The organism is Streptomyces sp. NPDC016459 (assembly GCF_040632845.1).
Lineage (GTDB): Bacteria > Actinomycetota > Actinomycetes > Streptomycetales > Streptomycetaceae > Streptomyces.
Window position 1 is genome coordinate 629,111 of record NZ_JBEYCR010000001.1, and the last position, 23,653, is coordinate 652,763.

19 protein-coding genes are annotated in these 23,653 nt (G+C 73.0%); 10 read left to right on the forward strand and 9 right to left on the reverse strand.

Translation table 11 applies throughout. From position 1 onward, the window contains the following. Positions 1–102: 102 nt before the first annotated feature. The 4 genes from ABZ567_RS02895 to ABZ567_RS02910 all read left to right on the forward strand — a co-directional run bounded on the left by ABZ567_RS02895 (position 103) and on the right by ABZ567_RS02910 (position 5,677). Complete coding sequence (locus ABZ567_RS02895; protein ID WP_360783887.1) at positions 103–1,191, forward strand: rod shape-determining protein; 1,089 nt, start codon at positions 103–105, stop codon at positions 1,189–1,191. A gap of 88 nt (positions 1,192–1,279) precedes the next feature. Next, a complete protein-coding gene (locus tag ABZ567_RS02900) occupies positions 1,280–2,815 on the forward strand; it encodes a GAF domain-containing protein (RefSeq protein WP_360783890.1) in 1,536 nt (511 codons plus the stop codon). Between the two features lie 173 nt (positions 2,816–2,988). Next, entirely contained in the window at positions 2,989–4,173 is a 1,185-nt protein-coding gene (locus ABZ567_RS02905; RefSeq protein ID WP_360785009.1) for an MFS transporter, read from the forward strand. A gap of 55 nt (positions 4,174–4,228) precedes the next feature. After that, entirely contained in the window at positions 4,229–5,677 is a 1,449-nt protein-coding gene (locus tag ABZ567_RS02910; protein ID WP_360783892.1) for an acyl-CoA synthetase, read from the forward strand. Positions 5,678–5,802: 125 nt separating this feature from the next. Here the strand turns inward: ABZ567_RS02910 and ABZ567_RS02915 are convergent, their stop codons facing one another. From ABZ567_RS02915 to ABZ567_RS02930, 4 genes are all read right to left on the reverse strand, one after another. Then, positions 5,803–9,486, reverse strand: a complete 3,684-nt coding sequence (locus ABZ567_RS02915) for a S8 family serine peptidase (RefSeq protein WP_360783895.1) — start codon at positions 9,484–9,486, stop codon at positions 5,803–5,805. A 155-nt stretch (positions 9,487–9,641) separates the two neighbouring features. Further along, positions 9,642–10,895, reverse strand: coding sequence for an MFS transporter (locus ABZ567_RS02920; RefSeq protein WP_360783897.1), 1,254 nt, complete (start codon positions 10,893–10,895; stop codon positions 9,642–9,644). Then, positions 10,892–11,341, reverse strand: coding sequence for a GNAT family N-acetyltransferase (locus tag ABZ567_RS02925; protein ID WP_360783900.1), 450 nt, complete (start codon positions 11,339–11,341; stop codon positions 10,892–10,894). Before ABZ567_RS02925 ends, ABZ567_RS02920 begins: the two co-directional genes overlap by 4 nt. 35 nt (positions 11,342–11,376) lie before the next feature. Further along, the gene (locus ABZ567_RS02930; protein WP_360783903.1) at positions 11,377–11,919 is read right to left on the reverse strand and encodes a MarR family transcriptional regulator; all 543 of its coding nucleotides are present in this window, start codon (positions 11,917–11,919) and stop codon (positions 11,377–11,379) included. Positions 11,920–12,059: 140 nt separating this feature from the next. Here ABZ567_RS02930 and ABZ567_RS02935 point away from each other — a divergent pair, with 140 nt between their 5' ends. The 6 genes from ABZ567_RS02935 (at position 12,060) to ABZ567_RS02960 (ending at position 19,309) form a co-directional block, all read left to right on the forward strand. After that, entirely contained in the window at positions 12,060–12,476 is a 417-nt protein-coding gene (locus tag ABZ567_RS02935) for an organic hydroperoxide resistance protein (RefSeq protein WP_360783906.1), read from the forward strand. Positions 12,477–12,787: 311 nt separating this feature from the next. Continuing rightward, positions 12,788–14,845 (forward strand): phosphocholine-specific phospholipase C, encoded by a 2,058-nt coding sequence (locus ABZ567_RS02940; protein WP_360783908.1) that lies wholly within the window; start codon positions 12,788–12,790, stop codon positions 14,843–14,845. Positions 14,846–15,067: 222 nt separating this feature from the next. Then, positions 15,068–15,484: an SHOCT domain-containing protein gene (locus ABZ567_RS02945; RefSeq protein WP_360783910.1), complete on the forward strand. Its 417-nt coding sequence runs from the start codon at positions 15,068–15,070 to the stop codon at positions 15,482–15,484. A gap of 101 nt (positions 15,485–15,585) precedes the next feature. After that, complete coding sequence (locus ABZ567_RS02950) at positions 15,586–15,975, forward strand: amphi-Trp domain-containing protein (protein ID WP_360783912.1); 390 nt, start codon at positions 15,586–15,588, stop codon at positions 15,973–15,975. 125 nt (positions 15,976–16,100) lie between these two features. Next, positions 16,101–17,531, forward strand: coding sequence for a DUF2252 domain-containing protein (locus ABZ567_RS02955; protein ID WP_360783913.1), 1,431 nt, complete (start codon positions 16,101–16,103; stop codon positions 17,529–17,531). Between the two features lie 161 nt (positions 17,532–17,692). Further along, positions 17,693–19,309, forward strand: coding sequence for an MFS transporter (locus ABZ567_RS02960; protein ID WP_360783916.1), 1,617 nt, complete (start codon positions 17,693–17,695; stop codon positions 19,307–19,309). A gap of 41 nt (positions 19,310–19,350) precedes the next feature. Here ABZ567_RS02960 and ABZ567_RS02965 read toward each other — a convergent pair whose 3' ends face one another. From ABZ567_RS02965 to ABZ567_RS02985, 5 genes are all read right to left on the reverse strand, one after another. Next, on the reverse strand, positions 19,351–19,557 hold the full coding sequence (locus ABZ567_RS02965; RefSeq protein ID WP_360783919.1) for a hypothetical protein: 207 nt from the start codon (positions 19,555–19,557) through the stop codon (positions 19,351–19,353). A 14-nt stretch (positions 19,558–19,571) separates the two neighbouring features. After that, positions 19,572–20,513 carry an alpha/beta fold hydrolase gene (locus tag ABZ567_RS02970; RefSeq protein WP_360783922.1) on the reverse strand — a complete coding sequence of 314 codons (942 nt, stop codon included), beginning with the start codon at positions 20,511–20,513 and terminating at the stop codon, positions 19,572–19,574. A 342-nt stretch (positions 20,514–20,855) separates the two neighbouring features. Then, a complete protein-coding gene (locus tag ABZ567_RS02975; protein WP_360783925.1) occupies positions 20,856–21,092 on the reverse strand; it encodes an acyl-CoA carboxylase epsilon subunit in 237 nt (78 codons plus the stop codon). Further along, entirely contained in the window at positions 21,089–22,630 is a 1,542-nt protein-coding gene (locus ABZ567_RS02980) for an acyl-CoA carboxylase subunit beta (protein WP_360785011.1), read from the reverse strand. The genes ABZ567_RS02975 and ABZ567_RS02980 overlap by 4 nt, the downstream gene beginning before the upstream one ends. A 139-nt stretch (positions 22,631–22,769) precedes the next feature. Beyond that, positions 22,770–23,618, reverse strand: coding sequence for a 4'-phosphopantetheinyl transferase superfamily protein (locus ABZ567_RS02985; protein ID WP_360783928.1), 849 nt, complete (start codon positions 23,616–23,618; stop codon positions 22,770–22,772). Positions 23,619–23,653: the final 35 nt, after the last annotated feature.

The window sequence follows — 23,653 nt, forward strand, 5'->3', positions numbered from 1 at the left end:
GCGGCGCATCCCAGCGCGCGCCGCGCCCCGGACGGCCGGACGATTCCACCAGGACCGCGAAACACCTCGCCCGTGCCAGCACCGCACTCCGGAGGATCCGTCGTGACCGTCAGCCTTGAGCAGCTGCGTCGTTGCCATGTCGCCGTCGACCTGGGTGCCGCCCGCACCCGGGTCTTCGTCAAGGGCGCCGGACTCGTCGTCGACGAGCCCAGCGTCGCCGCAGTCAACACCCGTACCGGAGCGCTGATCGCCGTCGGCGCGCTGGCCGAGAAGATGACCGGCCGCACCCCCGACTACATCCGGGTCGTCAGGCCCGTGTCGGGCGGCACGGTCGTCGACATCGAGATGGCGCAGCGGATGCTCCGTCATCTCCTCGGCGAGAAGCTCCGCCGCCAGCTGCGCCGCAAGCCCCGGCTGCGGGCCGCCGCCTGCACCCCGCACGACAGCGACCCGCTGGCGCAGCGGGCCGCCGTGGAGACCCTCGTCGGTCTCGGGGCGCGCCGGGTCGAGCTGGTCGACACGCTGATCGCGGCGGCCGTCGGCTGCGGGCTGCCGGTGGAGCAGCCGACCGCGACGATGATCATGGTCTGCGGGGCGGCGACCACGCAGGTCGCGGTGCTCTCGCTCGGCGCGATCGTCACGGCGGAGCGGATGCCGGTCGGCGGTGACGCCATCGACCACGCCGTCATCCAGCACCTGCGCCACCACCACGAGCTGATGCTGCCGAGCCAGTCGGTACGCCCGCTCCAGCTGGCCCTCAGCGGGAACGGTCTGACGCCCCACGGTCCGGCCTGGACCGAGATCCACGGCCGGGACGTCGCCACGGGCCTGGCCCGCTCGGTGACCGTCGACACCGCCGCCGTACGGGAGGCGATCCACACCCCGCTGACGGCGGTGCTCGACGGGATCGGGAAGGTGCTGCGGGACTGCCCGCCGGATCTCGTGGCCGACCTCGCGGACCGCGGGATCATGATGGTGGGCGGCAGCGCGCTGCTGCCGGGGCTCGACCAGATGCTGCGCGCGGCGACCGGCATGCCGGTGCACATCGCCGAACGCCCGGACGTCTGCGCGATCCTGGGCCTCGGGGCGATGCTGGAGGGCAAGGTCCAGCCGATGGTCCTCGACCCGCTGTCGGAGCGGGACCCGCTCGCCGAGGAGAGCCGCGTGGGCCGAGAAAGCCGAGTGGACTGAGGGAGTCGAGCGGACTGAGGGGTCCGAGCGGCGGACCGAGAGGGGACACAAGCCGACGAAACCTCATGATTCGTACGACAATGAGACCATGACGATCATGGATGAGGACACGGACGCGGACCCGGACACGCCCCGGCTGCCCATGCTGCTCGAAGCGGTCCTCGGCGTCGGCACCGATCTCGAACTCCGCACCACCCTCCAGCACATCGTGGACTCCGCCACCGAGCTGACCGGGGCCCGCCACGGCGCGCTCGGGGTCGTCGACCCCGAGCGCGGCCGGATCACCGAGCTCTTCACCTCCGGCATGACGGACGAGGACCGGCAGCGGATCGGCCGTCTCCCCGACGGCCACAGCGGGCTGCTCGGCGTCCTGGTCCAGGACCCGCAGCCGCTGCGGCTCGACGACCTGACGGCGGACCCGCGCTCCTCCGGTGTCCCCGCGGGGCACCCGGAGACGCGCACCTTCCTCGGCGTCCCCATCCGGGTCCACACCGAGGTCTTCGGCAACCTGTACCTCACCGAGAAGCGCGGGGGCCCCTTCACCGAGGAGGACCTCGCCCTGCTCCGCGTCCTCGCCTCGCAGGCCGGGATCGCCATCGGCAACGCCCGGCTGTACGAGACCGCGCGCCAGCGGGAGCGGTGGATCGAGGGCGCGGCCGCGGTGACCACGGCCCTGCTCACCGGCGCGTCCGCCGCGAACGCCCTGATGACCGTCGCCGAGCGGGCCCGCATCCTCGCCGGCGCCTCGGCCGGGGTGGTCCTCCAGCCCACCCCGGAGGGCGGCATGGAGATCGTCGCCGCGTCGACCACGGACGACCCGGGTGATCTGGTCGGCACCGCGATCGCGCCCGGCTCCCCCGTCCTGGCGCAGCTGCTCGGCGGGGAGCCCGTGTTCGTCGAGGACTCGGCGACCGATCCCCGGATGACCACTCACGTCCGGTCCCGGTTCGGCCCGTCGATGATGCTGCCGCTGCAGAGCGGCGGGAAGCTCATCGGCACCCTCGCCCTCCCCCGGCGGCGCGGCGGGCAGCCGTACAGCGCGGTGGAGCGGCTGCTCGCCTCGCAGTTCGCCTCGCAGGCGGCGCTCGCCCTGGTCCTCGCGGACGCGCGGCACGACAGGGAGCTGCTCGCGGTGTTCGAGGACCGGGACCGGATCGCGCGGGACCTGCACGACCTGGTCGTCCAGCGGCTGTTCGCCACGGAGATGATGCTGGAGTCCACCCGGCGGCGTGCGGCCGGTTCCTCGGACGAGAACGCGCTGCTCGAACGGGCGGTGGACGAGCTGGACTCGACGATCCAGGAGGTCCGTACGACCATCTTCGCGCTCCAGCAGCCGCCCGCCGACGCACCGACGTCCTTCCGGGGGAAGGTGCTGCGCGAGACCGGCGGGGCCGCGGTCCTGCTCGGCTTCCAGCCGTCCGTGCAGTTCGCCGGGGCGGTGGACGCCCTGGTGGACGAGGAGACGGCGGGGCGGCTCCTCGCCGTCCTGCGCGGAGCGCTCGCGGCGGCGCACCGGCGGTCCGGCGTCGGCGCGATCACGGTCGAGGTGTCGGCCGGGAACGAGGGTGCCCGCCTGCGGGTGGAGGACGACGGCACCCCGCCGACCGTGGTGACCTGGCCGTAGGAACGGACAGGTGGGCGGCCGCCGCACGACGCGGACGGAGGGCCCCGGACGGGGCGCCGTGCGCGCACCCGTACGGAGCAGTCCGGCGCGCCGCCGCACCCGTGTCGATCTTCACTGGAGGGGTGACCTCCGAGACCACTCCCCCGACAGCGGCCGCCTACCGCAACCTGGCGATGGCCACCATCGGCTTCACGCTCACCTTCTGGGCGTGGGACCTGATCGCGCCGCTCGCGAGCTGGTACGGCGACCGGCTCGAACTGAGCTCCTTCCAGCAGTCGCTGCTGGTGGCGGTCCCCGTCCTGGTCGGCTCCGTCGGCCGCATCCCGGCGGGGGCGCTGACCGACCGGTACGGGGCGAAGGTGATGTTCCCGATCGTCTCGGCGCTGACGATCATCCCGGTGCTGCTGCTGATCGTGGTCAAGGACAGCTACGGCCTGATGCTGGTGGTCGGCTTCCTCCTCGGCCTGGGCGGCACCACGTTCGCCATCGGCATCCCGCTGGTGAACTCCTGGTTCCCGCCGGAGAAGCGCGGTCTGGCGCTCGGGGTGTTCGGCATGGGCATGGGCGGTGTGGCGCTCTCCGGCTACTTCACCCCGCGTATCGCCGAGCACGGCGAGAACCTGCCGTTCATCGTCGTGGCCGTCGCGCTCGCCGCGTACGCCGTGCTCGCCATGTTCCTCATCACGGACCGGCCCGACCGGCCCGTGCCCTCGGCGTCCCTCGGGACCCGGCTCGCCTCGGCGGGCCGGCTGCGGGTGACGTGGGAGCTGTCGGCGCTGTACGCGATCGGCTTCGGCGGCATCGTCGCGTTCGGCGTCTACCTGCCGACGTATCTGAAGACCTGGTACGAGCTGGACCCGACGGATGTGGGGACGAAGGCCGCCGGGTTCGCCCTGGTCACCGTGGTCTTCCGGCCGATCGGCGGCTGGCTCTCGGACCGGCTGCACCCGGCGGTCGTCACGGCCTGCGCACTGGGCGTGGTCGCCCTCTTCGCGATCGTCCAGGCCTTCGACCCGCCGCTGAACCCCGGCGGCACGGTCGCCCTGTTGGTGATGGCCGCCGGTCTCGGTACGGCCAGCGGTTCCGTCTTCGCGCTGGTCTCCCAGGTGACCCCGCAGGCCAAGGTCGGCAGCGTGACCGGGATCGTCGGCGCGATGGGCGGGCTCGGCGGCTTCCTGCCGCCGCTGGTGATGGGCGCGATCTACAGCGCCAAGGACTCGTACTCGATCGGCTTCATGCTCCTCTCCGACCTCGCGCTCGCCGGCTGTGTGTACGCGTACGGGCGGATGCGCGCGATCCGGCCCGACGGCGGGGAGCCGACGCAGGAGGCGACGAAGGTCACGGCCGGCCGGCCCTGACGCCCCGGCAGAATGCCTCCGGCAACCCTCGACCCCGACCCGAGGAGTACGACCGGTGAGTGCGCTCTTCCCGGCCCTTGCGGCCCCTTCCGCCCGGCCCGCGCTTCGCTGCGGCGCGGACAGCCTGACCTACGAGGAACTGGCGCGGGCCGCCGGGGCCCTCGCGGCCCGGATCGGGGGCGCGGGGCGGGTCGCCGTCTGGGCCACGCCGACCGCGCGCACCGCGGTCGCGGTGGTCGGCGCCCTGCTCGCGGGCGTGCCCGCCGTACCGCTCAATCCGCGGACGGGCGAGCGGGAGCTGGCGCACATCCTCGGGGACAGCGCGCCCGGGGCGGTCCTCGCGGGGCCCGGGGACGAGCTGCCCGAGGGTCTCGCGGGGCTTCCCCGGATCGACGTGGAGCTCACCGGCCCGGCCGGTCCCGCTCCCACGGGGCCGGCTGATCCCGAGTCCCCCGCCCTGATCGTCTACACCTCGGGCACCACGGGGCCGCCGAAGGGCGTCGTCCTGTCCCGGCGGGCCGTCGCCTCCTCGCTGGACGCGCTCGCCGAGGCCTGGTCCTGGACCGCCGACGACGTCCTCGTGCACGCGCTGCCGCTGTTCCACGTCCACGGGCTGATCCTCGGGGTCCTGGGGCCGCTGCGGCGGGGCGGCGAGGTCCGGCACCTGGGCGCGTTCTCGGTGGAGGGAGTGGCGCGGGAGCTGGGCGCAGGGGGCGGCACCGTGCTGTTCGGCGTACCGACCATGTACCACCGGCTCGCGGACGCGCTGGCCGACGATCCGGCGCTGGTCGCGGCGATGGCGGGCGCGCGGCTCCTCGTCTCGGGGTCGGCGGCCCTCCCGGTCCACGACCACGAGCGCATCGCGGCGGCGACGGGCCGGACGGTCGTGGAGCGGTACGGGATGACGGAGACGCTCATGAACACGAGCGTGCGGCCGGGCGCAGGGCCGCGCCCGGGGACCGTCGGGCCTCCGCTCGCGGGGGTGGAGCTGCGGCTGGTGGACGAGGACGGTTCGGTGCTGGGGGCGTACGACGGGGAGACCGTCGGTGAGGTGCAGGTGCGGGGCCCGAACCTGTTCTCCGGCTATCTCGGGCGCCCGGAGGCGACGGCGGCTGCCTTCGACGGCGACTGGTTCCGCACCGGCGACATGGCGGTCCGCGAGGCGGACGGCGCGGTGCGTCTGGTGGGCCGCAAGGCGACGGACCTGATCAAGAGCGGCGGTTACAAGATCGGGGCGGGCGAGATCGAGAACGCGCTCCTCGACCACCCCGGCATCCGCGAGGCGGCCGTCACCGGGGAACCGGACCCGGACCTGGGCGAGCGGATCGTGGCCTGGGTGGTGCCGATGGACCCTTCGACGCCTCCGGCGGCGGCGGAGCTCGCCGACCATGTGGCGCGGCTCCTCGCCCCGCACAAGCGGCCCCGGGTGGTGCGCTGTCTGGACGCGCTCCCCCGGAACGACATGGGCAAGGTCCTGAAGAAGGCGCTTCCGGGAGCGGGGTGAACACGCGAGGGCCGGACCCCCTCCTCGCGGGGAGGGGGCCGGCCTCGATGTCCTTCCTCGCGGGGAGGGGGCCCGGCCGGCGGGGTCCCTCCTCGCGGGGCGGGCCCGGCCTCGGTGCCTCTCGGTTACCTCACGCCGACCGCGCGGATCAGTTCCTGCTTCACCGCGCCGCCCCGGTCGTCGCTCGCCCCGGCCCGCAGCGAGACGGAGTCCGCGCCGGAGGGGATCCGCAGCTCGCCGTTCCAGGCGGCCCCGTGCCTGGCCTTCCTGAGGGCGACCTTCGTCCAGGTCGCGCCCTCGTCGTAGGAGACCTCCAGGGTGGCGCCGCCGATGGTGCCGGTGCCGGTCGCGCCCCGGACGTACTCGGCGAAGATCCCGACGGGCAGCCTGCCCCCGGCGCGGACGTCACCGTGCAGGTCGGTGTCCACGTCGAAGCCGAGGTTGAGCATCGGGAGGTACGTGATCCGGTCGGACGGGGTCTCGGCGGAGCGGAAGGTCCACTCGCTGCGGCCCTCGGTTCCGAGCCGCCAGCGGTCCGCGTCGAGCGCGGTCTCGGTGACGACCTTGTACGTGGCCTCCGCCGCCGGGGCGTCCCAGGCGTAGGCACCGGAGCTCATCCTGCGGTCGACGCGGACGCCGTCGACGTACACCTCGGTGAACTGGGTCATCGAGTCGTCGTTCCACACGTTGCCGAAGCCGGTGTGGTCGGTGCCGGAGTCGCCCCAGCCGGGGGTGTTGAAGGTCAGGTCGTTGCCGGTGCGCTGCTGGCCCCAGCCGAGACCGGTGCCCAGCCACGGGTGCCAGACGGGGCCGAACCAGTCGAGGTCGACCCGGCTGCCGCCCCGGTAGGACGGGGTGCCGCCGCGCTGCTCCAGGGAGTCTTCCAGGTCGACGGACTCGTGCCAGCGCTGGCCGGTGCCGGTGGAGACGTACTCGGTGCGCTCGGCCGGGAAGGAGATGTGCTCCTTGAAGCCGAAGCCGACCGGGAAGGTGTCGGTGATCGAGTAGCGGAACTCGCCGCCCTGCTCCGTGCGTCCGGTGGGCGCGTGGAAGGTGGAGCTGATCGTGGCCAGCTCGTCCTCGTCGGGCCGGTAGACCAGGTCCCTGCCGATGGCGCCGGGGTGCCCCTCGGAGAGGTCGTAGGTGAAGGGCGTGAAGCGGGTGCCGGTCAGGTCGACGCGCTTGTCTCGGGCCGCGCCGGCCGCGAGCCGGCGGGCGTCGGCGGAGTCGACGGTGGCGACGGCGAGCGGCCGGTCCTCGTAGTCGGCGGTGCCGAACCACTCCATGAGGCGGCCCGGCCGGTCGTCGGTGACGAACAGGGCCTTGGCGCCCGCGTCCTGGGCGCTCTGGGCCAGCCGCACCGGGTCGGCGCCGTCGGTCAGCCGGACGAGGACGGCCTTCCCGGTGACGTCCTTCCCCGTGTACTCGGCGGGGGTGCCGGTGCCCGCGTCGACGAGGCCGAGGCGGTGGCGGCCCTCCAGGAGCGTCGCCCCGGCCTGCGGCGTGGCGCCGGAGAGCCGGGTGCCGTCGACGGTCGTCTCCAGCGTCGGCTTGCCGAGGCGCCACACGGTCCGGTACTCGAAGGTGCCGGTGGCGGGCTTCCGGGTGGGCGCCGCGAAGATCGAGTCGTACAGCGGCGGGACCTGGACGGCTCCGCCGTAGGAGGCGCCGTTCGCGTCCCGGTCGAACTCCATCAGGAGCTGCCGGGTCTCGGTGCGCTGCTGGACTTCGGCACGGATCTCGCGCAGCTGCCGCCCGTCGAGGGTGATCTCGCGGTCGCGGTCGAGGGTGATCTCCGGCTCGGTGAGGAAGCCGAGACCGAGGGAGTCGGCGCCGTGCGAGCCGCGCACGTCGAGGAAGGTGTCGACGGTGTACGTGCCGGGCCTGAGGCGCAGTTCGAGGGTGCCGGACTCGCCGACCGTCGCCGGGAAGGGGTCCTCGTCCTTCGCGAGCTTCTGGACGCCGAGGAAGGCGGGGGCGGGGGCGCCGTCGCGGTCCTTGACGTGGACGGTGAGGGTGTAGCGCTCCTCCTCCTTGACCATGCCGAGCGCGGTGTGCGCGACGGGCGCGCCGCCGGCGGTCGCGGTGATCCGGCCGGACGACCGGCCGACGGGCGCCTTGGAGCCGTCGCCGGTGACGGTGGTGCTCGCGGAGCCGTGGGCGGGGACGGTGAGGGTGGTGTCGGCGAGGGCGGCGACCCCGGCGGGCATGCCCTCCACGGCGAGCTCCAGCTCGACGGCCGTGTCGGAGGAATTGGTGTAGGTGACGGTCTTGGTGACCGGCTCCGTCGCGTAGGGCCAGGCGACGAAGCCGAGGTCGGCGGAGCCGGTCGCGGTGATGTGCGCGGAGATCGCGGCGGCCACGTCGACCCGGCCGGAGCCGAGCGCGTACGGCGAGGCGTCGAGCGTCTTCGACGACGACATCAGCGCGTCCTTGAGCTGCGGGCCGGTCCAGTCGGGGTGCTTCTCGGCGAGCAGCGCGGCGACACCGGCGATGTGCGGGGTCGCCATCGACGTACCGCTCATCGAGGTGTAGAGGCCGCTTCCCTCGACGAGCTGGGAGCGGGCCGAGAGGATGTCGACGCCGGGGGCCGACAGGTCGGGCTTGAGTCCCTGATCGCCGAAGCGGGGGCCCTGGCTGGTGAAGTACGCGGCCTGGTCGGCGGAGTCGACGGCGCCGACGGTGAGCGCGGAGTCGGCGGCGCCGGGCGAGCCGATGGAGCCGGGGGCGCCGGAGTTGCCGGCGGCGATGACGAAGAGGGCGCCGGTCTCGGCGGTGAGCGTGTTCACGGCCTGGGCCATGGGGTCGGTGCCGTCGCTCGGTTCGCGGGAGCCGAGGCTCATCGAGACGATCTTCGCGTCGATGTCCTTGGCGGCCCACTCCATGCCGGCGATGATCTGCGACTCGGAGCCGGAGCCCTCGTCGCTGAGGACCTTGCCGACGGCGAGGGTGGCGCCGGGGGCGACGCCCTTCTCCTTGCCGTCGGAGGCCGCGCCGCTGCCGCCGACGGTGGAGGCGACGTGGGTGCCGTGGCCGCCGCGGTCGGCGACCTCCTGGCCTTCGATGAACGACCTGGACTCGGTGACCCGGCCCGCGAGGTCGGGGTGGCCGAGGTCGGCGCCGGTGTCGAGGACGGCGACCTTGACGCCCTTGCCGGTGAGCCCTGCCTCCCAGGCCTTCGGGGTGCCGATCTGGGCGTTGGACTCGGCCATGGCGGCCTCGACCCGGCCGTCGAGCCAGACCTTGGCGGGCGCGGTGGCGGCGCGGGCGTTCGGAGCGGCCGTGAATCCGCGCCAGAAGGCGGCGGGGTCGGTGGCCGTGACCGCCGCGCCGCCGATGCTGGGGAGGGCGCGGACGGTCTCGGCGCCGCGCGGGGCGGGGGCGGCGGACCGCGCGTTCCGGCCGCCGTACGTGACGATGAGCGGGAGTTCGCCGGTGACGCCCTGTTCGACGAGGCCGGTGACGTCGAAGAGGCGCGGGTCGAGCACGCCGGAGGCCAGGTAGGGGCGGGCCTCGTCGGGGACGACGGTGACCCGGCCGTCGGTGATCCGGCTGCGTATCGCGCCGGTGGCGCCCTCGGCCCGGTCGACGGTGACGGTCTGCTGTCCGCCGCCGAGGTCGGTGAGGGTCACGCGGTCGCCCGTGACGAGGGTGACGGTGGCGCTCGCCGCAGCCTTGAAGGTGTCCGGCACGGCGGGGGTGGTGGTCCCGGCGGCGGCGGTCTGCCCGGCCGAGAGCAGCACGAGGGAGACGCCCGCGGCGAGCAGCGCGGCCCTCCCTCTGTCGAAGGGTGTGGACCTCGACGTCATCGTTCGCACTCCTCGCGGACCCGGGGTCGGGGGTGTTTTCCGGTTCCGCGAGGAGTCTCGGCCTTGGAGAGGGGAGTTGGCTCCGGTCGCTGCTGGCGGTTATGCGCCGTGGCGGCGAACCGCCAGAACAGGACGTACCGTTCGGGGAGAATTGCTCACGGAGTCGGGTCGAGCGCGTCGTACCGACGGAAGCCGCGCCCGTACGCGGCGAGGACGCCGACCGCGAGGACACAGGCGATTCCGCCGCCCGTCACGGCGACGGCGGGCGAGGTGAGGTCGGCGACCGAGCCCGCGAGGAAGTCACCGAGCCGCGGTCCGCCCGCGACGACCACGATGAACACGCCTTGGAGCCGGCCTCGCATCTCGTCCGGGGCGGCGACCTGCATCATCGTGTTCCGGAAGATCATCGAGACGGTGTCGGAATACCCCGCGAGGGCGAGCAGGAACAGCCCGAGCCACAGGTTGCGGGTCAGCCCGAAGGCGGCGATGGCGGTGCCCCAGCAGGCGACGGCGATCAGGATGGCCTGCCCGTGGTGGCGGATACGGCCCTGCCAGCCGGAGAGGACCCCGCCGAGGAGCGCCCCGCACGCGGGGGCCGCCACCAGGAGTCCGGCGGTCTTCGCGTCACCGCCGTACCAGAGGACGGCAATGGCCGGGAACAGGGCCCGGGGGTGGGCGAGGATCATCGCGCAGAAGTCCGAGAGGAACGTCATGCGCAGGTTGGGGCGGGTGGCGAGGAACCGCAGCCCGTCGAGGACCGAGGCCCTCTTGCTCCCCGCCCGGTCAGGCAGCATCGGCGGAAGCCGCCACATCGCGTACAGGCTCGCGGAGAAGGCGAGGGCGTCGATCAGATACGCGGTCTGGTAGCCGGCGAGCCCGACGATCAGGCCGCCGAGGCCGGGCCCGACGAGCATGCCGAAGGTCGTGACCATCGAGTTGAGCGCGTTGGCGGCGCGCAGCTGCTCGGGCGGCAGGAGCCGGGGGATCATCGAGGAGCGGGCGGGCGCGTTGAGCGCGGCGCACACGGCCTGGAGGGCGACGATCGCGTACAGGAACCAGACCCGGTGGAAGCCGGCGAACGCGGCGGCGGCGAGCGCGGCCGACAGCACGGCGGAGCCGCAGGCGCTGACGAGACCGAGCTTGCGACGGTCGACGGTGTCGGCGATGGCGCCGCCGTACAGGCCGAAGACGACGAGCGGCACCAGGGAGAACAGACCGACGAGCCCGACGGAGAAGGGCGAGCGGGTGATGTCGTACACCTGCAGGGAGACGGCGAGCGTCGTCATGCCCTGGCCGACCCAGGACACGGTGCTCCCGAACCAGAGGCGGCGGTAGTGCGGGGAGGTCCGCAGCGGGGTCAGGTCGGCGAAGAGCCTGCGACGGCCCTGGGCCTCTTCGGTGGCGGTCACGCGATCTCGTACCGCAGCTCGGGGCGGTCCCAGTGGACGTGTCCGGTGGGCGGCACGGTCCCGGTGCGGACGGCGCCGGTCCGCAGGTAGAACTCCTCGGCGGGGGGATGCGAGACGACACGCACGGTCCGCAGTCCGGCGGCCCCGGCCTGCCCGGTCATGTGCGTCATGAGCAGCCGCCCGATGCCGAGGCCCTGGGCGCTGTCGGCGACGAAGGCGAGGTCGAGCTCGGCCTCGTCGACGAGGAGCGCGTAGAACCCGAGCACGCGGTCGGTCGTGTCGACGGCGACGAAGACGGGGTGGTGCTCGATGTACGACCCGCCGATCCGGTACCCGTCGACCATGGCGGCGTAGTCCCCCCGATAGGCCCGGGAGGTCCGGACGAGCCGGGTGAGCCGCTTGGCGTCGTCGGCGGTGGCGCGCCGGATGGTGATGTCGTCGGGCATGGGGAGAGTATAGGGGCGCGGTGGGCTGTTGATCCTTACGGTTTGGGGACGGTGCGGGCTCGTCCCGCAGGGTGCGGCGGTGTGCGGGGCTCGCTCTGGCCGCAGGGCGCCAGGTCGTCCGGGTCGACGCCGTCGAGCCGGACGGCGAGGGCATCGAGCCGTTCCCTCAGATCGCGGATCTCCTCCAGGTCGAGGCCCGTGGCGGCGGCGATCCGGCGCGGCACGGCGCGGGCCTTCGCCTTCAGCGCGGCTCCCTCGGCGGTGGGGCGCACGGTGACGGACCGCTCGTCCTCGGGACTGCGGCGCCGCTCGACGCATCCGGCCGCCTCCAGGCGCTTGAGCAGCGGCGACAGGGTGCCGGAGTCGAGCCGGAGACGTTCACCGATGCCCTTCACGGGCAGCTCGCCGTGCTCCCAGAGGACGAGCATCACGAGGTACTGGGGGTAGGTGAGTCCCAGCTCCTTGAGGGCATCGCGGTAGACGCCGTTGAACGCACGGGTCGCGGCGTGCAGCGAGAAGCAGATCTGGTGGTCGAGCCGGAGGAACTCCTCGTCCGGGACCGTGTCGAGCGTCTCCATGCGTTCAGGATACGCGAGGACAACTCACGCGCCATTGAGTTGTGCACAACTGAATAGTGCGCTATCAATAGAGGCTAGCCGCCACGGCACCGGCCCCGCCGACAGCACCGGGGCACCCCGAGGACAGGAACGGAAGAACCATGGACGCGATCTACACCGCAGTCGCCACCGCCAACGGCCGCGAGGGCCGCGCCGTCAGCTCCGACGGCCACATCGACCTCCCCCTCGCCCACCCCCAGGCCCTCGGCGGCAACGGCCGGGGCACCAACCCCGAGCAGCTCTTCGCCGCCGGGTACGCGGCCTGTTTCGCCAGCGCGATGGGCGTGGTGGCCCGCCAGGAGAAGATCGACATCTCCGACGCCTCGATCACCGCCGAGGTCTCCATCGGCAAGGACCCGGCGGACGGCGGCTTCGGCCTCTCGGTCGTCATGCGCGCCGAGTTCCCGGACCACCTCCAGGGCGAGGCGGGCGCCGTCCTCCTGAAGAAGACCCACGCGTTCTGCCCGTACTCGAAGGCGACCCGGGGCAACATCAAGGTCGACCTCGTCGTCGAGTGACCGTCCGGCGCAGCAGCCGCACGGTCGATCAGCCGGAGAGCCGAAAGGCCGAACAGCCGGAAGAGCGAGACGGCTGAACAGCGGAAGAGCGGAAGAGTTCTCCTCTCATGTGAAAGCCCCGATGCGCCCGCGCGCACCGGGGCTTTCACACAGCGGCACGGGGGGTTCGCCCGCCGTACCGCGGGCAGTCATGGGACGGCCGCCGGGCGGTGACCCGCGGGCGCTGTCCTTGGGGCGCTCGCCGGGAAGGCACCCGGCCACCGCACGCGCACCCCGACCCGTGCCCGTACTCACCGGAGGAGAACTCCCCCATGGCCGACCTCGACCGTCGCCGGTTCCTTCAACTCGCGGGCGGCACCGCCGCCTTCGCGATGCTCTCCGAGAGCATCGCGCGGGCCGCGGCCATCCCCGCGCAAGGCTCCACGGGCACGATCCAGGACATCGAGCACATCGTCGTCCTCATGCAGGAGAATCGTTCCTTCGACCACTACTTCGGGGCGATGAAGGGCGTACGGGGCTTCGGCGACCCGCGTCCCGTCACCCTCCCCAGCGGGAAGTCGGTCTGGAACCAGGCGAACGCCGGAAAGGTCACCCTGCCCTTCCGGCCGCCGAGCGACGACCTCGGCATGGAGTTCCTCCAGGGCCTGAACCACGACTGGGCCGGCGGGCAGAAGGCCTTCAACAAGGGCAGGTACGACCAGTGGATCGCCGCCAAGACCCCGGCCACGATGGCGTACCTCACCCGTGAGGACATCCCCTTCCACTACGCGCTCGCCGACGCCTTCACGGTCTGCGACGCGTACCACTGCTCGTTCATCGGCTCGACCGACCCCAACCGCTACTACCTCTGGAGCGGGCACACCGGCAACGACGGCACGGGCGGCGGCCCCGTCCTCAACAACGCCGAGGCGGGATACGGCTGGAAGACGTACCCGGAGCGCCTCGAAGCGGCCGGCGTCTCCTGGAAGGTCTACCAGGACGTCGGCGACGGCCTGAACGCCGCCGGGCACTGGGGCTGGATCAACGACGCCTACCGGGGCAACTACGGCGACAACTCCCTCCTCTACTTCAACACCTACCGCAACGCCCAGCCCGGCAACCCGCTGTACGACAAGGCCCGCACGGGCACGGACGTGTCGAAGGGCGACGGCTACCTCGACGACCTCCGCGCCGACGTCCAGGCCGGGCGACTGCCGAAGGTCTCCTGGATCGCGGCGCCCGAGGCCTTCTCCGAGCACTCCAACTGGCCGTCGAACTACGGCGCCTGGTACATCGCGCAGGTCCTGGACGCACTCACCTCGAACCCGGACGTGTGGGCCCGTACCGCCCTGTTCATCACCTACGACGAGAACGACGGCTTCTTCGACCACGTCGTCCCGCCGTACGTCCCCGCCTCCGCCGCCCAGGGCCTCTCCACGACGCCCACCGCCCTCGACCACTTCCCGGGGAAGACCGGTTACGTCGCGGGCCCGTACGGCCTCGGCCCCCGCGTCCCGATGATCGTCGTCTCACCCTGGTCCAAGGGCGGCTACACCTGCTCCGAGACCTTCGACCACACCTCGGTCATCCGCTTCATGGAGCGCCGCTTCGGCATCCACGAGCCGCAGATCTCCCCGTGGCGCCGGGCCGTCTGCGGTGACCTGACCTCCGCCTTCGACTTCACGCGCACGGACACCCAGGCCGCCCCGCTGCCCCCGACCGACGGCTACTACCCGCCGGACCGCGCCCGCCACCCCGACTTCCTCGCCACCGCCCCGGCCGTCGGCACGATGCCCCGCCAGGAGCCGGGCGGCAAGCGCACCCGCCCGCTGAAGTACGCCCCCTACGTGGACGGGGCAGCGGACACCACGGCGGGCGTCTACCGCCTCACCTTGAGCGGCGGCCCGTCCGCCGGCGCCCAGTTCTACGTGACGTCGGCGAACCGCACCGACGCGCCGTGGACGTACACGACCGAAGCGAACAAGTCCCTCTCGGACACCTGGAACACGACGTACTCGAAGGGCCTCACCGACCTCACGGTCCACGGCCCCAACGGCTTCCTGCGCCGCTTCCGCTCCCCGGGCAGAACGGTGACCCCGGAGGTCACGGCCCGCCACAACGCCACCACGGGCAACCTGGACCTCACCTTCACCAACGCCACCCCGGCCGCCGTCACCCTGACGGTGAGGAACGCCTACGCCGGCGCCCCCCAGACGGTGTCCGTCCCGAAGGGCGCGACGGTCGCCCACACCGTCCCCCTGAGCGCCTCGGGCCGCTGGTACGACGTGACGGTCACGACCCCGTCGAACGCGGACTACCTCCGCCGCCTGGCGGGCCACGTGGAGACGGGCACGCCGGGAGTGTCGGACCCGGGCATCCTGACGTACTGAGCCGCTCCCGCCCCTGTCCGCCGCCGATGCCGGGTCGGCCGCGCGGACAGGGGCGGCCGCATTCCCGTCAAGCACACGCGCCGGCCGGGTGATCCTCCGGCCGGTTCCCGGCTCGGAATGCGGAAGGCCCGGCCGCGCCGCACGCTGGAGGCAGTTCGTCCCTCCGGGCCACGGCTTCCGTTCAGGTGGTCACGGCCCGTCACGACCGGCAGGAGATCGGCCATGAACGACTCGATGGTGCACCTGGCGGTGGACTACCCGCTGCTGAACATGTTCTGGACCATGCTCATGATCTTCTGCTGGGTCCTCTGGTTCATGCTGCTCTTCCGCGTCATCGGTGACATCTTCCGCGACGACTCGCTGGGCGGCTGGGGCAAGGCGGGGTGGAGCGTCTTCGTGATCCTGCTGCCGTTCCTGGGCGTGTTCGTCTATCTGATCGCCCGCGGGCGCGGAATGGGCGAACGGGAGATGAGCAGGGTCCGCCGGAACGAGGAGGAGTTCCGCTCCTACGTGCGCGAGACCGCCGGGAGTGGCGGCGGCCACGCGGAGGAGCTGTCCCGGCTCTCCGACCTCAGGAGCAGCGGCGCGATCACGGAAGCCGAGTTCGCACAGGCCAAGGCCAAGGTCCTCGCGGGCTGACCGGGTCCGGCGTGCGTGTGCGCCTCCGGCGCTCGGGCCCGCAGACCCGCACCCGCACCCGCGCGGCTGTCATCCACTGCCTACCGGATCGGAAACGGCACATGAAGGATCTCAAGTTCGAACAGAAGCGTTCGATGTCACGCCTTGAGGCGGCCGACCAGCTCGCGGCGCTCGCGGAAGCGCTGCGGAAGGGCGGTGAGGTCGACATGGAATTCGGCCTCGGGACGCTGAGCCTGAAGATTCCCGACGACCTTCGCGGCGAGGTGGAGGTCGAGATCGGCGACGGGGAGGTCGAGCTGGAGATCGAGTTCACGTGGCCGACCGCGGGCCGGAGGGCCCCGTCACAGGGGGCGGCGGCCCCGGAGAAGAGGACCGCTCGGAGGCAGAAGAGCACGCCCGCCAAGTCCGGACGGAGCAGCGCCGGCGCCGCCCGGAGCGGTACCGGCAGCAAGGCGGGCAGCGCCGAGCCGTCCGCCCCCGAGAAGGACTGAGCGAAGCCGGACGAAGGCCGTGGGCCGTTCTGCCGGACGTCCCGGGCGGCCCTGCGCCGAGTGGCCCGAACGGCCCTGCGCCGGATGTCCCGAACGGTCGGCAGAGCCAGGCAGGAGACGTTTCGATGCCCCAGAACGCGACCCCGGCGATGCGCGCGGCACGCCACGCCACACCCGCGGAACGCGCGGCGCTCGGCAAGGAGGCCCGGCGCCGCTCACCGCGGTCGGGCCACGCCGTGTACCAGCCGTCCGCGGACAGGACCGACCCGCTGACGATCCTGGAGGCGCAGTCGGCGACCCGGCTCCCCGAGCTCGTACCGATCCGCTACGGCCGTATGACCGAGTCCCCGTTCCGCTTCTACCGCGGCGCCGCCGCGATCATGGCCTCCGACCTGGCCGGCACCCCGCGCTCCGGTCTCACGGCCCAGCTGTGCGGGGACGCCCACCTGCTCAACTTCCGGCTGCTCGCCTCGCCCGAGAGGCAGTTGATGTTCGACATCAACGACTTCGACGAGACGCATCCGGGGCCCTGGGAGTGGGACGTCAAGCGGCTGTCGGCGAGCTTCGTCATCGCGGGCCGGGCGAACGGCTTCGACGACGCCGAGCGTGCTCGCATCGTCCGCTCGACGGTCCGCTCGTACCGCGAGGCGATGATCCGCTTCGCGGGCATGCGCACCATCGACGTCTGGTACGCGAAGATCGACGCGGCCGGCCTCGAGAAGCTGGGCGCGGACCGGCTCCACAAGAGCGGACGGAAGAGACTGGCCCGCGCCATGGAGAAGGCCCGCTCGCGCGACAGCCTGCAGGCCTTCGCCAAGGTCACCCACTCGGTCGACGGCAAGCCCATGATCGCGGCGGACCCTCCGCTGCTGGTCCCGATCGGCGACCTGCTGCCGGACGTCGAGCGCGGCGCGCTGGAGCGCCAGTTCCGCGGCCTGATCGAGCGGTACGGCCGCACCCTGTCCTCCGACCGGCGCACGCTCCTGGAGGACTACCGCCTGGTGGACGTCGCGCGCAAGGTGGTCGGCGTCGGCAGCGTCGGCACCCGCTGCTGGATCTTCCTGCTGCTCGGCCGGGACGACCGGGACCCGCTGTTCCTCCAGGCCAAGGAGGCCGACACCTCCGTACTCGCCCCGTACGTCGGCGCGAGCCGTTACCACAACCAGGGCGAGCGGGTCGTCTCGGGCCAGCGGCTGATGCAGGCCACGAGCGACATCCTCCTCGGCTGGGAACGGGTGGACGGGATCGACGGCAGACAGCGGGACTTCTACGTGCGCCAGCTGCGCGACTGGAAGGGCATCGCCATGCCGGAGACGATGAATCCGAGGCGCATGGAGGCGTTCGGCGAACTGTGCGGCGTCACGCTGGCCCGTGCCCACGCCCGGTCCGGCGACCGGATCGCCATCGCCGCCTATCTGGGCGGTGGCGAATCGTTCGACCGCGCCCTCGCCACCTTCGCGGAGGCGTACGCCGACCAGAACGAGCGTGACCACCGAGCCCTGGTGGACGCGGTGCGCGCGGGCCGGCTCCCCGCGGAGGAACTGCCGGCGGCCTGACCCGGACGGGCCGGGACGCCTTGGTCCGGGCCGCCGGGCCGCCGGGCCGCCGGGCTTCTGACTCCGCCGGGCTTCTGACTCCGCCGGCGGGAGGACGACCGCGTGCCGCCGTGCGCGGCGGGTCGCGCGGTGTGACCCCGAAGCGCGGCAACAATACGGTCATGGCATCACAAAAAGGCGTGGCCGAAGGCTCTGCGAAGGCCCGAATCGTCCTGCTGACGCTGGCCGCCGGTCAGTTCCTGATGGCGCTCGACAGCTCCGTCATGAACGTCTCCATCGCGACGGTGGCCGAGGACGTCGGCACGACGGTGGCGGGGATCCAGGGGGCCATCACGGCCTACACCCTCGTGATGGCGATGTTCATGATCCCCGGCGGCAAGGTCGGAGCCCTGATCGGTCGCAAGCGCGCGTTCATGATCGGGTGCGCCGTCTACGGATGCGGTTCCCTGACCACCGCCCTCGCCCCCAACCTTCCCGTCCTGCTCGTCGGCTGGGCGCTCCTGGAAGGCATCGGGGCCGCGTTGATCCTTCCGGCGATCGTGGCGCTCGTGGCGGGCAACTTCGCCACGGAGCGCCGTCCCGCCGCCTACGGTCTGGTCGCCGCGGCCGGCGCGATCGCCATCGCGGTCGGCCCGCTCGTCGGTGGTGTCGCGACGACGTACTTCTCCTGGCGCTGGGTGTTCGCCGGCGAGGTCCTCGTGGTCCTGGGCATCCTCTTCCTCGCCCGCCCGATCGCCGACGCGGTGAGTGACGAACGGCCGCAGATCGACCTCGTCGGCACGGTGCTCTCCGCCCTCGGGCTCGGTAGCTTCGTCTACGGGGTGCTCCGGTCGGGCGAGTGGGGCTGGTTCCAGCCCAAACCCGGCGCGCCCGCACTGCTCGGGGTCTCCCTGACGGTGTGGCTGATGCTGCTGGGGACCGGCGTCACGTGGCTGTTCCTCCGCTGGGAGGCCCGCCTCGTCCACCGGCGCAGGGAACCGCTCCTCGACCCCGCCATGCTGCAGAACAAGCAGCTGAGCGGCGGGCTGACGATGTTCTTCTTCCAGTACCTCGTCCAGATGGGCGTGTTCTTCGTCGTCCCGCTCTACCTCTCCGTCGCCCTGGGCCTGTCCGCACTCGCCACGGGTGTCCGGCTGCTGCCGCTCTCGGCGACCCTGCTCGCCGCCGCGGTCCTCATCCCGCGCTTCCTCCCGGACGTCTCACCCCGGCGGGTGGTACGGAGCGGGGTCACCGCGCTGCTCCTCGGCGCGGTGACCCTGATGGCCGCACTCGACGCGGACGCCGGCGCGGAGGTGGTCACGGTCCCCATGCTCCTGATCGGGTTGGGGATGGGCGCACTCGCCTCCCAGCTGGGATCCGTCACCGTCTCCGCGTTGCCGGAGGAACAGAGCGCGGAGGTCGGAGGCGTCCAGAACGCCGTGACCAACCTCGGTGCCTCGATCGGCACCGCACTCGCCGGATCGATCCTGATCGCCTCCCTCACCTCGTCCTTCCTGGCGAGCGTGGAACAGAATCCGGCGGTTCCGGCCAGTGTGAAGAGCAGGACGGCCGTCGAGCTCCAGAGCGGCGTGCCGTTCCTCTCCGACGCCCAGCTGAAGAGCGCACTCGACGAAGCAGGCACCAGCGAGAGCCTGACGCGGGAGGCGCTGGACGCGAACACCGCGGCGCGGCTCGACGGGCTGCGCGCCGCACTCGCCGTTCTCGCCTTCGCCGCACTCGTCGCCCTGTTCTTCACCCACCGCATCCCCACGACCCAGCCCCGCTCGACCGGGCGGTGAGCGTCGGCCGGGGGTCGGGGTCGGCCGAGCGGTGGCGGGGCTCAGTCGGTGCCGCGGAAGACGTGCTGGTCGGGGGTGTCCAGGTCCTCACCGGCCAGGAGGGCGGGGCGCGGCGGCCGCTGCGGAATCCGGGGCGCGGGCGTCCGCGCCGGGCCCGTGGGCGGGGGCGGGGGCGCGAGGACGGGCGGGCGCTGCGGCAGAGGGGTGCAGCGCAGCGGCAGGTCGTGGTCGAGGGTGAGGTACTGCATGGTGCCTCCCGTGTTCATACGGCGGCCCCCGCGGGACGGCGTCTCGGCAGAGCCGCGTCGCGTGCGAGGAGACACTCCTCCAGGAATCCGCAGACCCGCAGGTGGTACGTGCGGGCCGCCCAGCCGAGGCTGATGTTGTGGCCGGCGTCGGGCTGGTGGTCGACGCGGACCGGGGCCGACACGAACGGCCGGGTCAGGTCGGCCACCGCCTCCTCGTCGTACCGCCACCACTGCTCCTGCTCGGCGAACGTGAACCGGACGGGCACCCGTACCCGTGCGGCCAGCTCCGGATACACCTCCGGCCACGCCGGTCCCTGCGCCGCCTCGATCTCCGGGACGGGGGAGATGAGCGCCTGGCCCAGGCGGAAGGCGTCCGGCGGGTAGAGGCGCAGGGCGCCCCAGTGCTTGCGCCACTCGCCGTGCCCGCCGGGGCCCGGGAGCTGGTGCGGGGCGACGGCGAGGCGGCTGCCGAGCCCGGAGATGTCCAGGCCGATCAGCGCGTCGCCGAGCGCGTCGGCGGCCGCCAGGGCGGACTTGCCCCCGTAGCTGTGGGCGACGAGGAAGAACCCGGCTCCGGTGTCGTACCGCGCCGAGAAGTCCGCCAGGGCGGCCCGCAGGACCGGTGCCGAGTCCTCCAGCGCCAGGCCCCGGGGCAGCCGCGCGGCGGAGAGTCCGTAACCTGGCCGGTCGACGGCGAGCACGGTGTAGCCGAGCCGGGCTCCCAGCGCGAGCAGCGACAGACCGGGGAGGGCGCGGCTGTCGAAGTACCCGGCGCGCATGCCTCCCCCGTGCAGGGCGACCAGGACCGCACGCGGCGCCACGTCCATCGGCTCGGCGAGCAGGGCGGACAGGGGGAGACCGTCGGCGTGCAGGGTGATCGCGCGGATCCGGGGGGAGGCGGCGACGGTGGTCGTCGCGGTGGCGATCGCGGTGGCGACCGGTGACAGCTGGGGCATCGGAGCGGAACTCCTTTCGCACGGAGGGGTGGTGGGGGGGTACGGGGGGGGGCGGGCGGCCTGCGGGCCGGGCGCCGGGCCCCGGAGTGCGGGCCGGAGATCAGGTGCGGGCGCCGGACGCCGGGGTGCGGGGTGCGCACGGGCCGCAGAGGTGCGGGCGCCGGACGCCGGAGTGCGGGCCGAGGCCCAGGTGCGGGCGCCGGACGCCGGGGGGCGGGCCCGAGACCCAGGTGCGGACCGAGGCCCAGGTGCGGCCGAGGCCCAGGTGCGGACCGGACCCCGGGGCCCCGGCTCCCGGGGGCGGAGCCGGGCGTCCGGGTGTCGGGGTCCGGGGGCCCGCCGTCAGCCCGTGCCGCTGCCCGAGGTGCGCCAGCCGCGGGGGTCCCGGTGCGGGGCCGCTCGTTCCGGGCGGCGCCAGCCGGCCGTGCGCGGGGGTCCGGTGTCGTCGGCGCCGTGCGGTTCCGCTGCCGCGAAGCGGCTGAGCAGGATCGCGGTCAGGGCCGCGAGGTCGGCCGCGGTGGGCTGACCCCGCACGATGCGGAACGTGGTGGCGGTCCCCTCCCCGCCGGGCGTGCTCACTGCGGCGGGTTGCCGTGCTTGCGCGACGGCAGGTCGGCGTGTTTGTTCCGCAGCATCGCCAGCGACCGGATGATGATCCGCCGGGTCTCGCGCGGGTCGATCACGTCGTCCACGAGCCCGCGTTCGGCCGCGTAGTACGGGTGCATCAGCTCGACCTGGTACTCCTTGATCTTCTGTTGCCGTACCGCGTCCGGGTCGTCGGCGGCGTTGATCTCGCGGCGGAAGATGACATTGGCCGCTCCCTCCGCGCCCATGACGGCGATCTCGTTGGAGGGCCAGGCGAGCGCGAGGTCGGTGCCGATGGAGCGGGAGTCCATCACGATGTACGCGCCGCCGTACGCCTTGCGCAGGACAAGGGAGATCCGGGGCACGGTGGCGTTGCAGTACGCGTAGAGCAGCTTCGCGCCCCGCCGGATGATGCCGTTGTGCTCCTGGTCCACGCCCGGCAGGAAGCCCGGTACGTCGATCAGGGTGACCAGGGGGATGTTGAACGCGTCGCAGAACTGGACGAACCGCGCCGCCTTCTCCGAGGCGTCGATGTCGAGCACGCCCGCGGTGCAGGCGGGCTGGTTGGCGACGATGCCCACGACCTCGCCGCCCATCCGGGACAGGGCGCAGACGATGTTGGCGGCCCAGGCCGGATGCACCTCGAAGTAGTCGCCGTCGTCGACGATCTCCTCGATCACGGTCCGGATGTCGTACACCCGCTGCGGATCGTCGGGCACCAGCTCCAGCAGCCGGTCGGTCGTCCGGTCCACGGGATCGGAGGCCGGGGCGCCGGGGGGCAGGTCCCGGTTGTTGGCGGGCAGCAGCGACAGCAGATGACGTACGTCCTCCATGCAGGCGCGCACGTCGTCGTACGCGAAGTGCGCCACGCCGGAGGTCGACGAGTGGACGTCGGCGCCGCCCAGACCGTCCTGGGTGATCTCCTCACCCGTCACGGACCGCACGACGTCCGGGCCGGTGATGAACATCTGCGAGATCCCGCGGACCATGAAGACGAAGTCGGTCAGCGCCGGCGAGTAGGCGGCGCCCCCCGCGCACGGTCCGAGCATGACGGAGATCTGCGGGATCACCCCGGACGCCTTGGTGTTGCGGAGGAAGATGCCGCCGTACCCGGCGAGGGCGGAGACCCCCTCCTGGATACGGGCGCCCGCACCGTCGTTGAGCGAGACCAGCGGGGCGCCGGCCGCCAGGGCCATGTCCATGATCTTGTGGATCTTGGCCGCGTGCGCCTCGCCGAGGGCCCCTCCGAAGATCCGGAAGTCATGGGCGTACAGGAAGACGGTCCGCCCGTGGACCGTGCCCCAGCCGGTGACGACCCCGTCCGTGTAGGGACGCTTGTCCTCCAGGCCGAAGCCGGTGGCCCGGTGCCTGCGCAGCGGCTCGACCTCGGTGAACGTGCCCTCGTCGAGGAGCAGGTCGATCCGTTCGCGGCAGGTCAGCTTGCCCTTGGCGTGCTGGCGTTCGGTGGCCAGCGGATCGGGCCCCTTGCGGACCTCCTCCTTGATCAGGCCGAGCTCCTCCAGGCGCTCCATGGCCGTCCAGTGCCCGCGCGCGGTCGGACGGGTGACGGGCCGTGAGGTGACCGGCGCCGTGGCCTGGGGGGCGGTGTGGGCGGGAGGGGTGTGTGTGGCGGTGGTGGTCTTCTCGTCGGTCGACATGGGTGCACGCTCCTCAACGTGAGCTTCGGGTGATCGTGCTGCCGGGGTCCGCGCCCTGACCGGCTTCGCCGTACGGGGGTTCGGCGGTCAGCCGGCGGACGGAGACGTGTTCCGGCCGGTCGCCGGGCACCGCGATCGCCGCCGCGTGCTCCGGACCGGCGGGAAGGTCGAGGACCGCCCAACGGGCGGGCCTGCGACGGAGGTCGGAGCCCAGGTAGTCGATGCGCGGGTGGCGGGAGAGGCCCGTGCCCAGGGCCTTGAGGTACGCCTCCTTACGGGTCCACAGCCGGGCGAAGTACGCCCTGCGTGCGCCCGGCGGCGCGGCCTCCAGTTCCGCCCGCTCCCCGGGGTGCAGCGCGCGGGAGCACGCCTCGACGGTCTCCGCCGACGGCAGCCGTTCCACGTCCACGCCGATGACCCGCGGGGCGACCGCGACGGCGAGCAGACTCCGGGTGTGCGTCAGGGAGAAATGCAGCGGCGGCCCGTCGGCCTGGACCACGGCGGGCCGGCCGTGCGGCCCCCCGCAGCCGGGGCAGGGCTCCCGTACGAACGCGAGGGCGTCGGGCGGCCGGCCGAGGTAGCCGCCGAGCAGGTGCCGCAGTGCCGTGTGGGCGGTCGTGTAGGCGGCCCGGTCGGCCGGGTGCGCGAAGGAGGCCGCGCGCCGGAGCTCGGCGGCGCTGAGCCCGGACGGTTGGGGGGCGGGGCCCCCTGCCGGAGGACCGGCGAGGGGCGGGCGCACGAGCCAGACGTGCACGTGTCCGGGGGCGGGGCGGGGGCGATGCGGGGTCGGCGGACGGGCGTGATCGGGGGCGTGAGTGGGGGCGGGGGCGTAGGTGTACTCGGGGGCGGGGGCGGTGTCCATGGGTGTCCCTACGTGCGAGAGCCGGAGCGCGTACG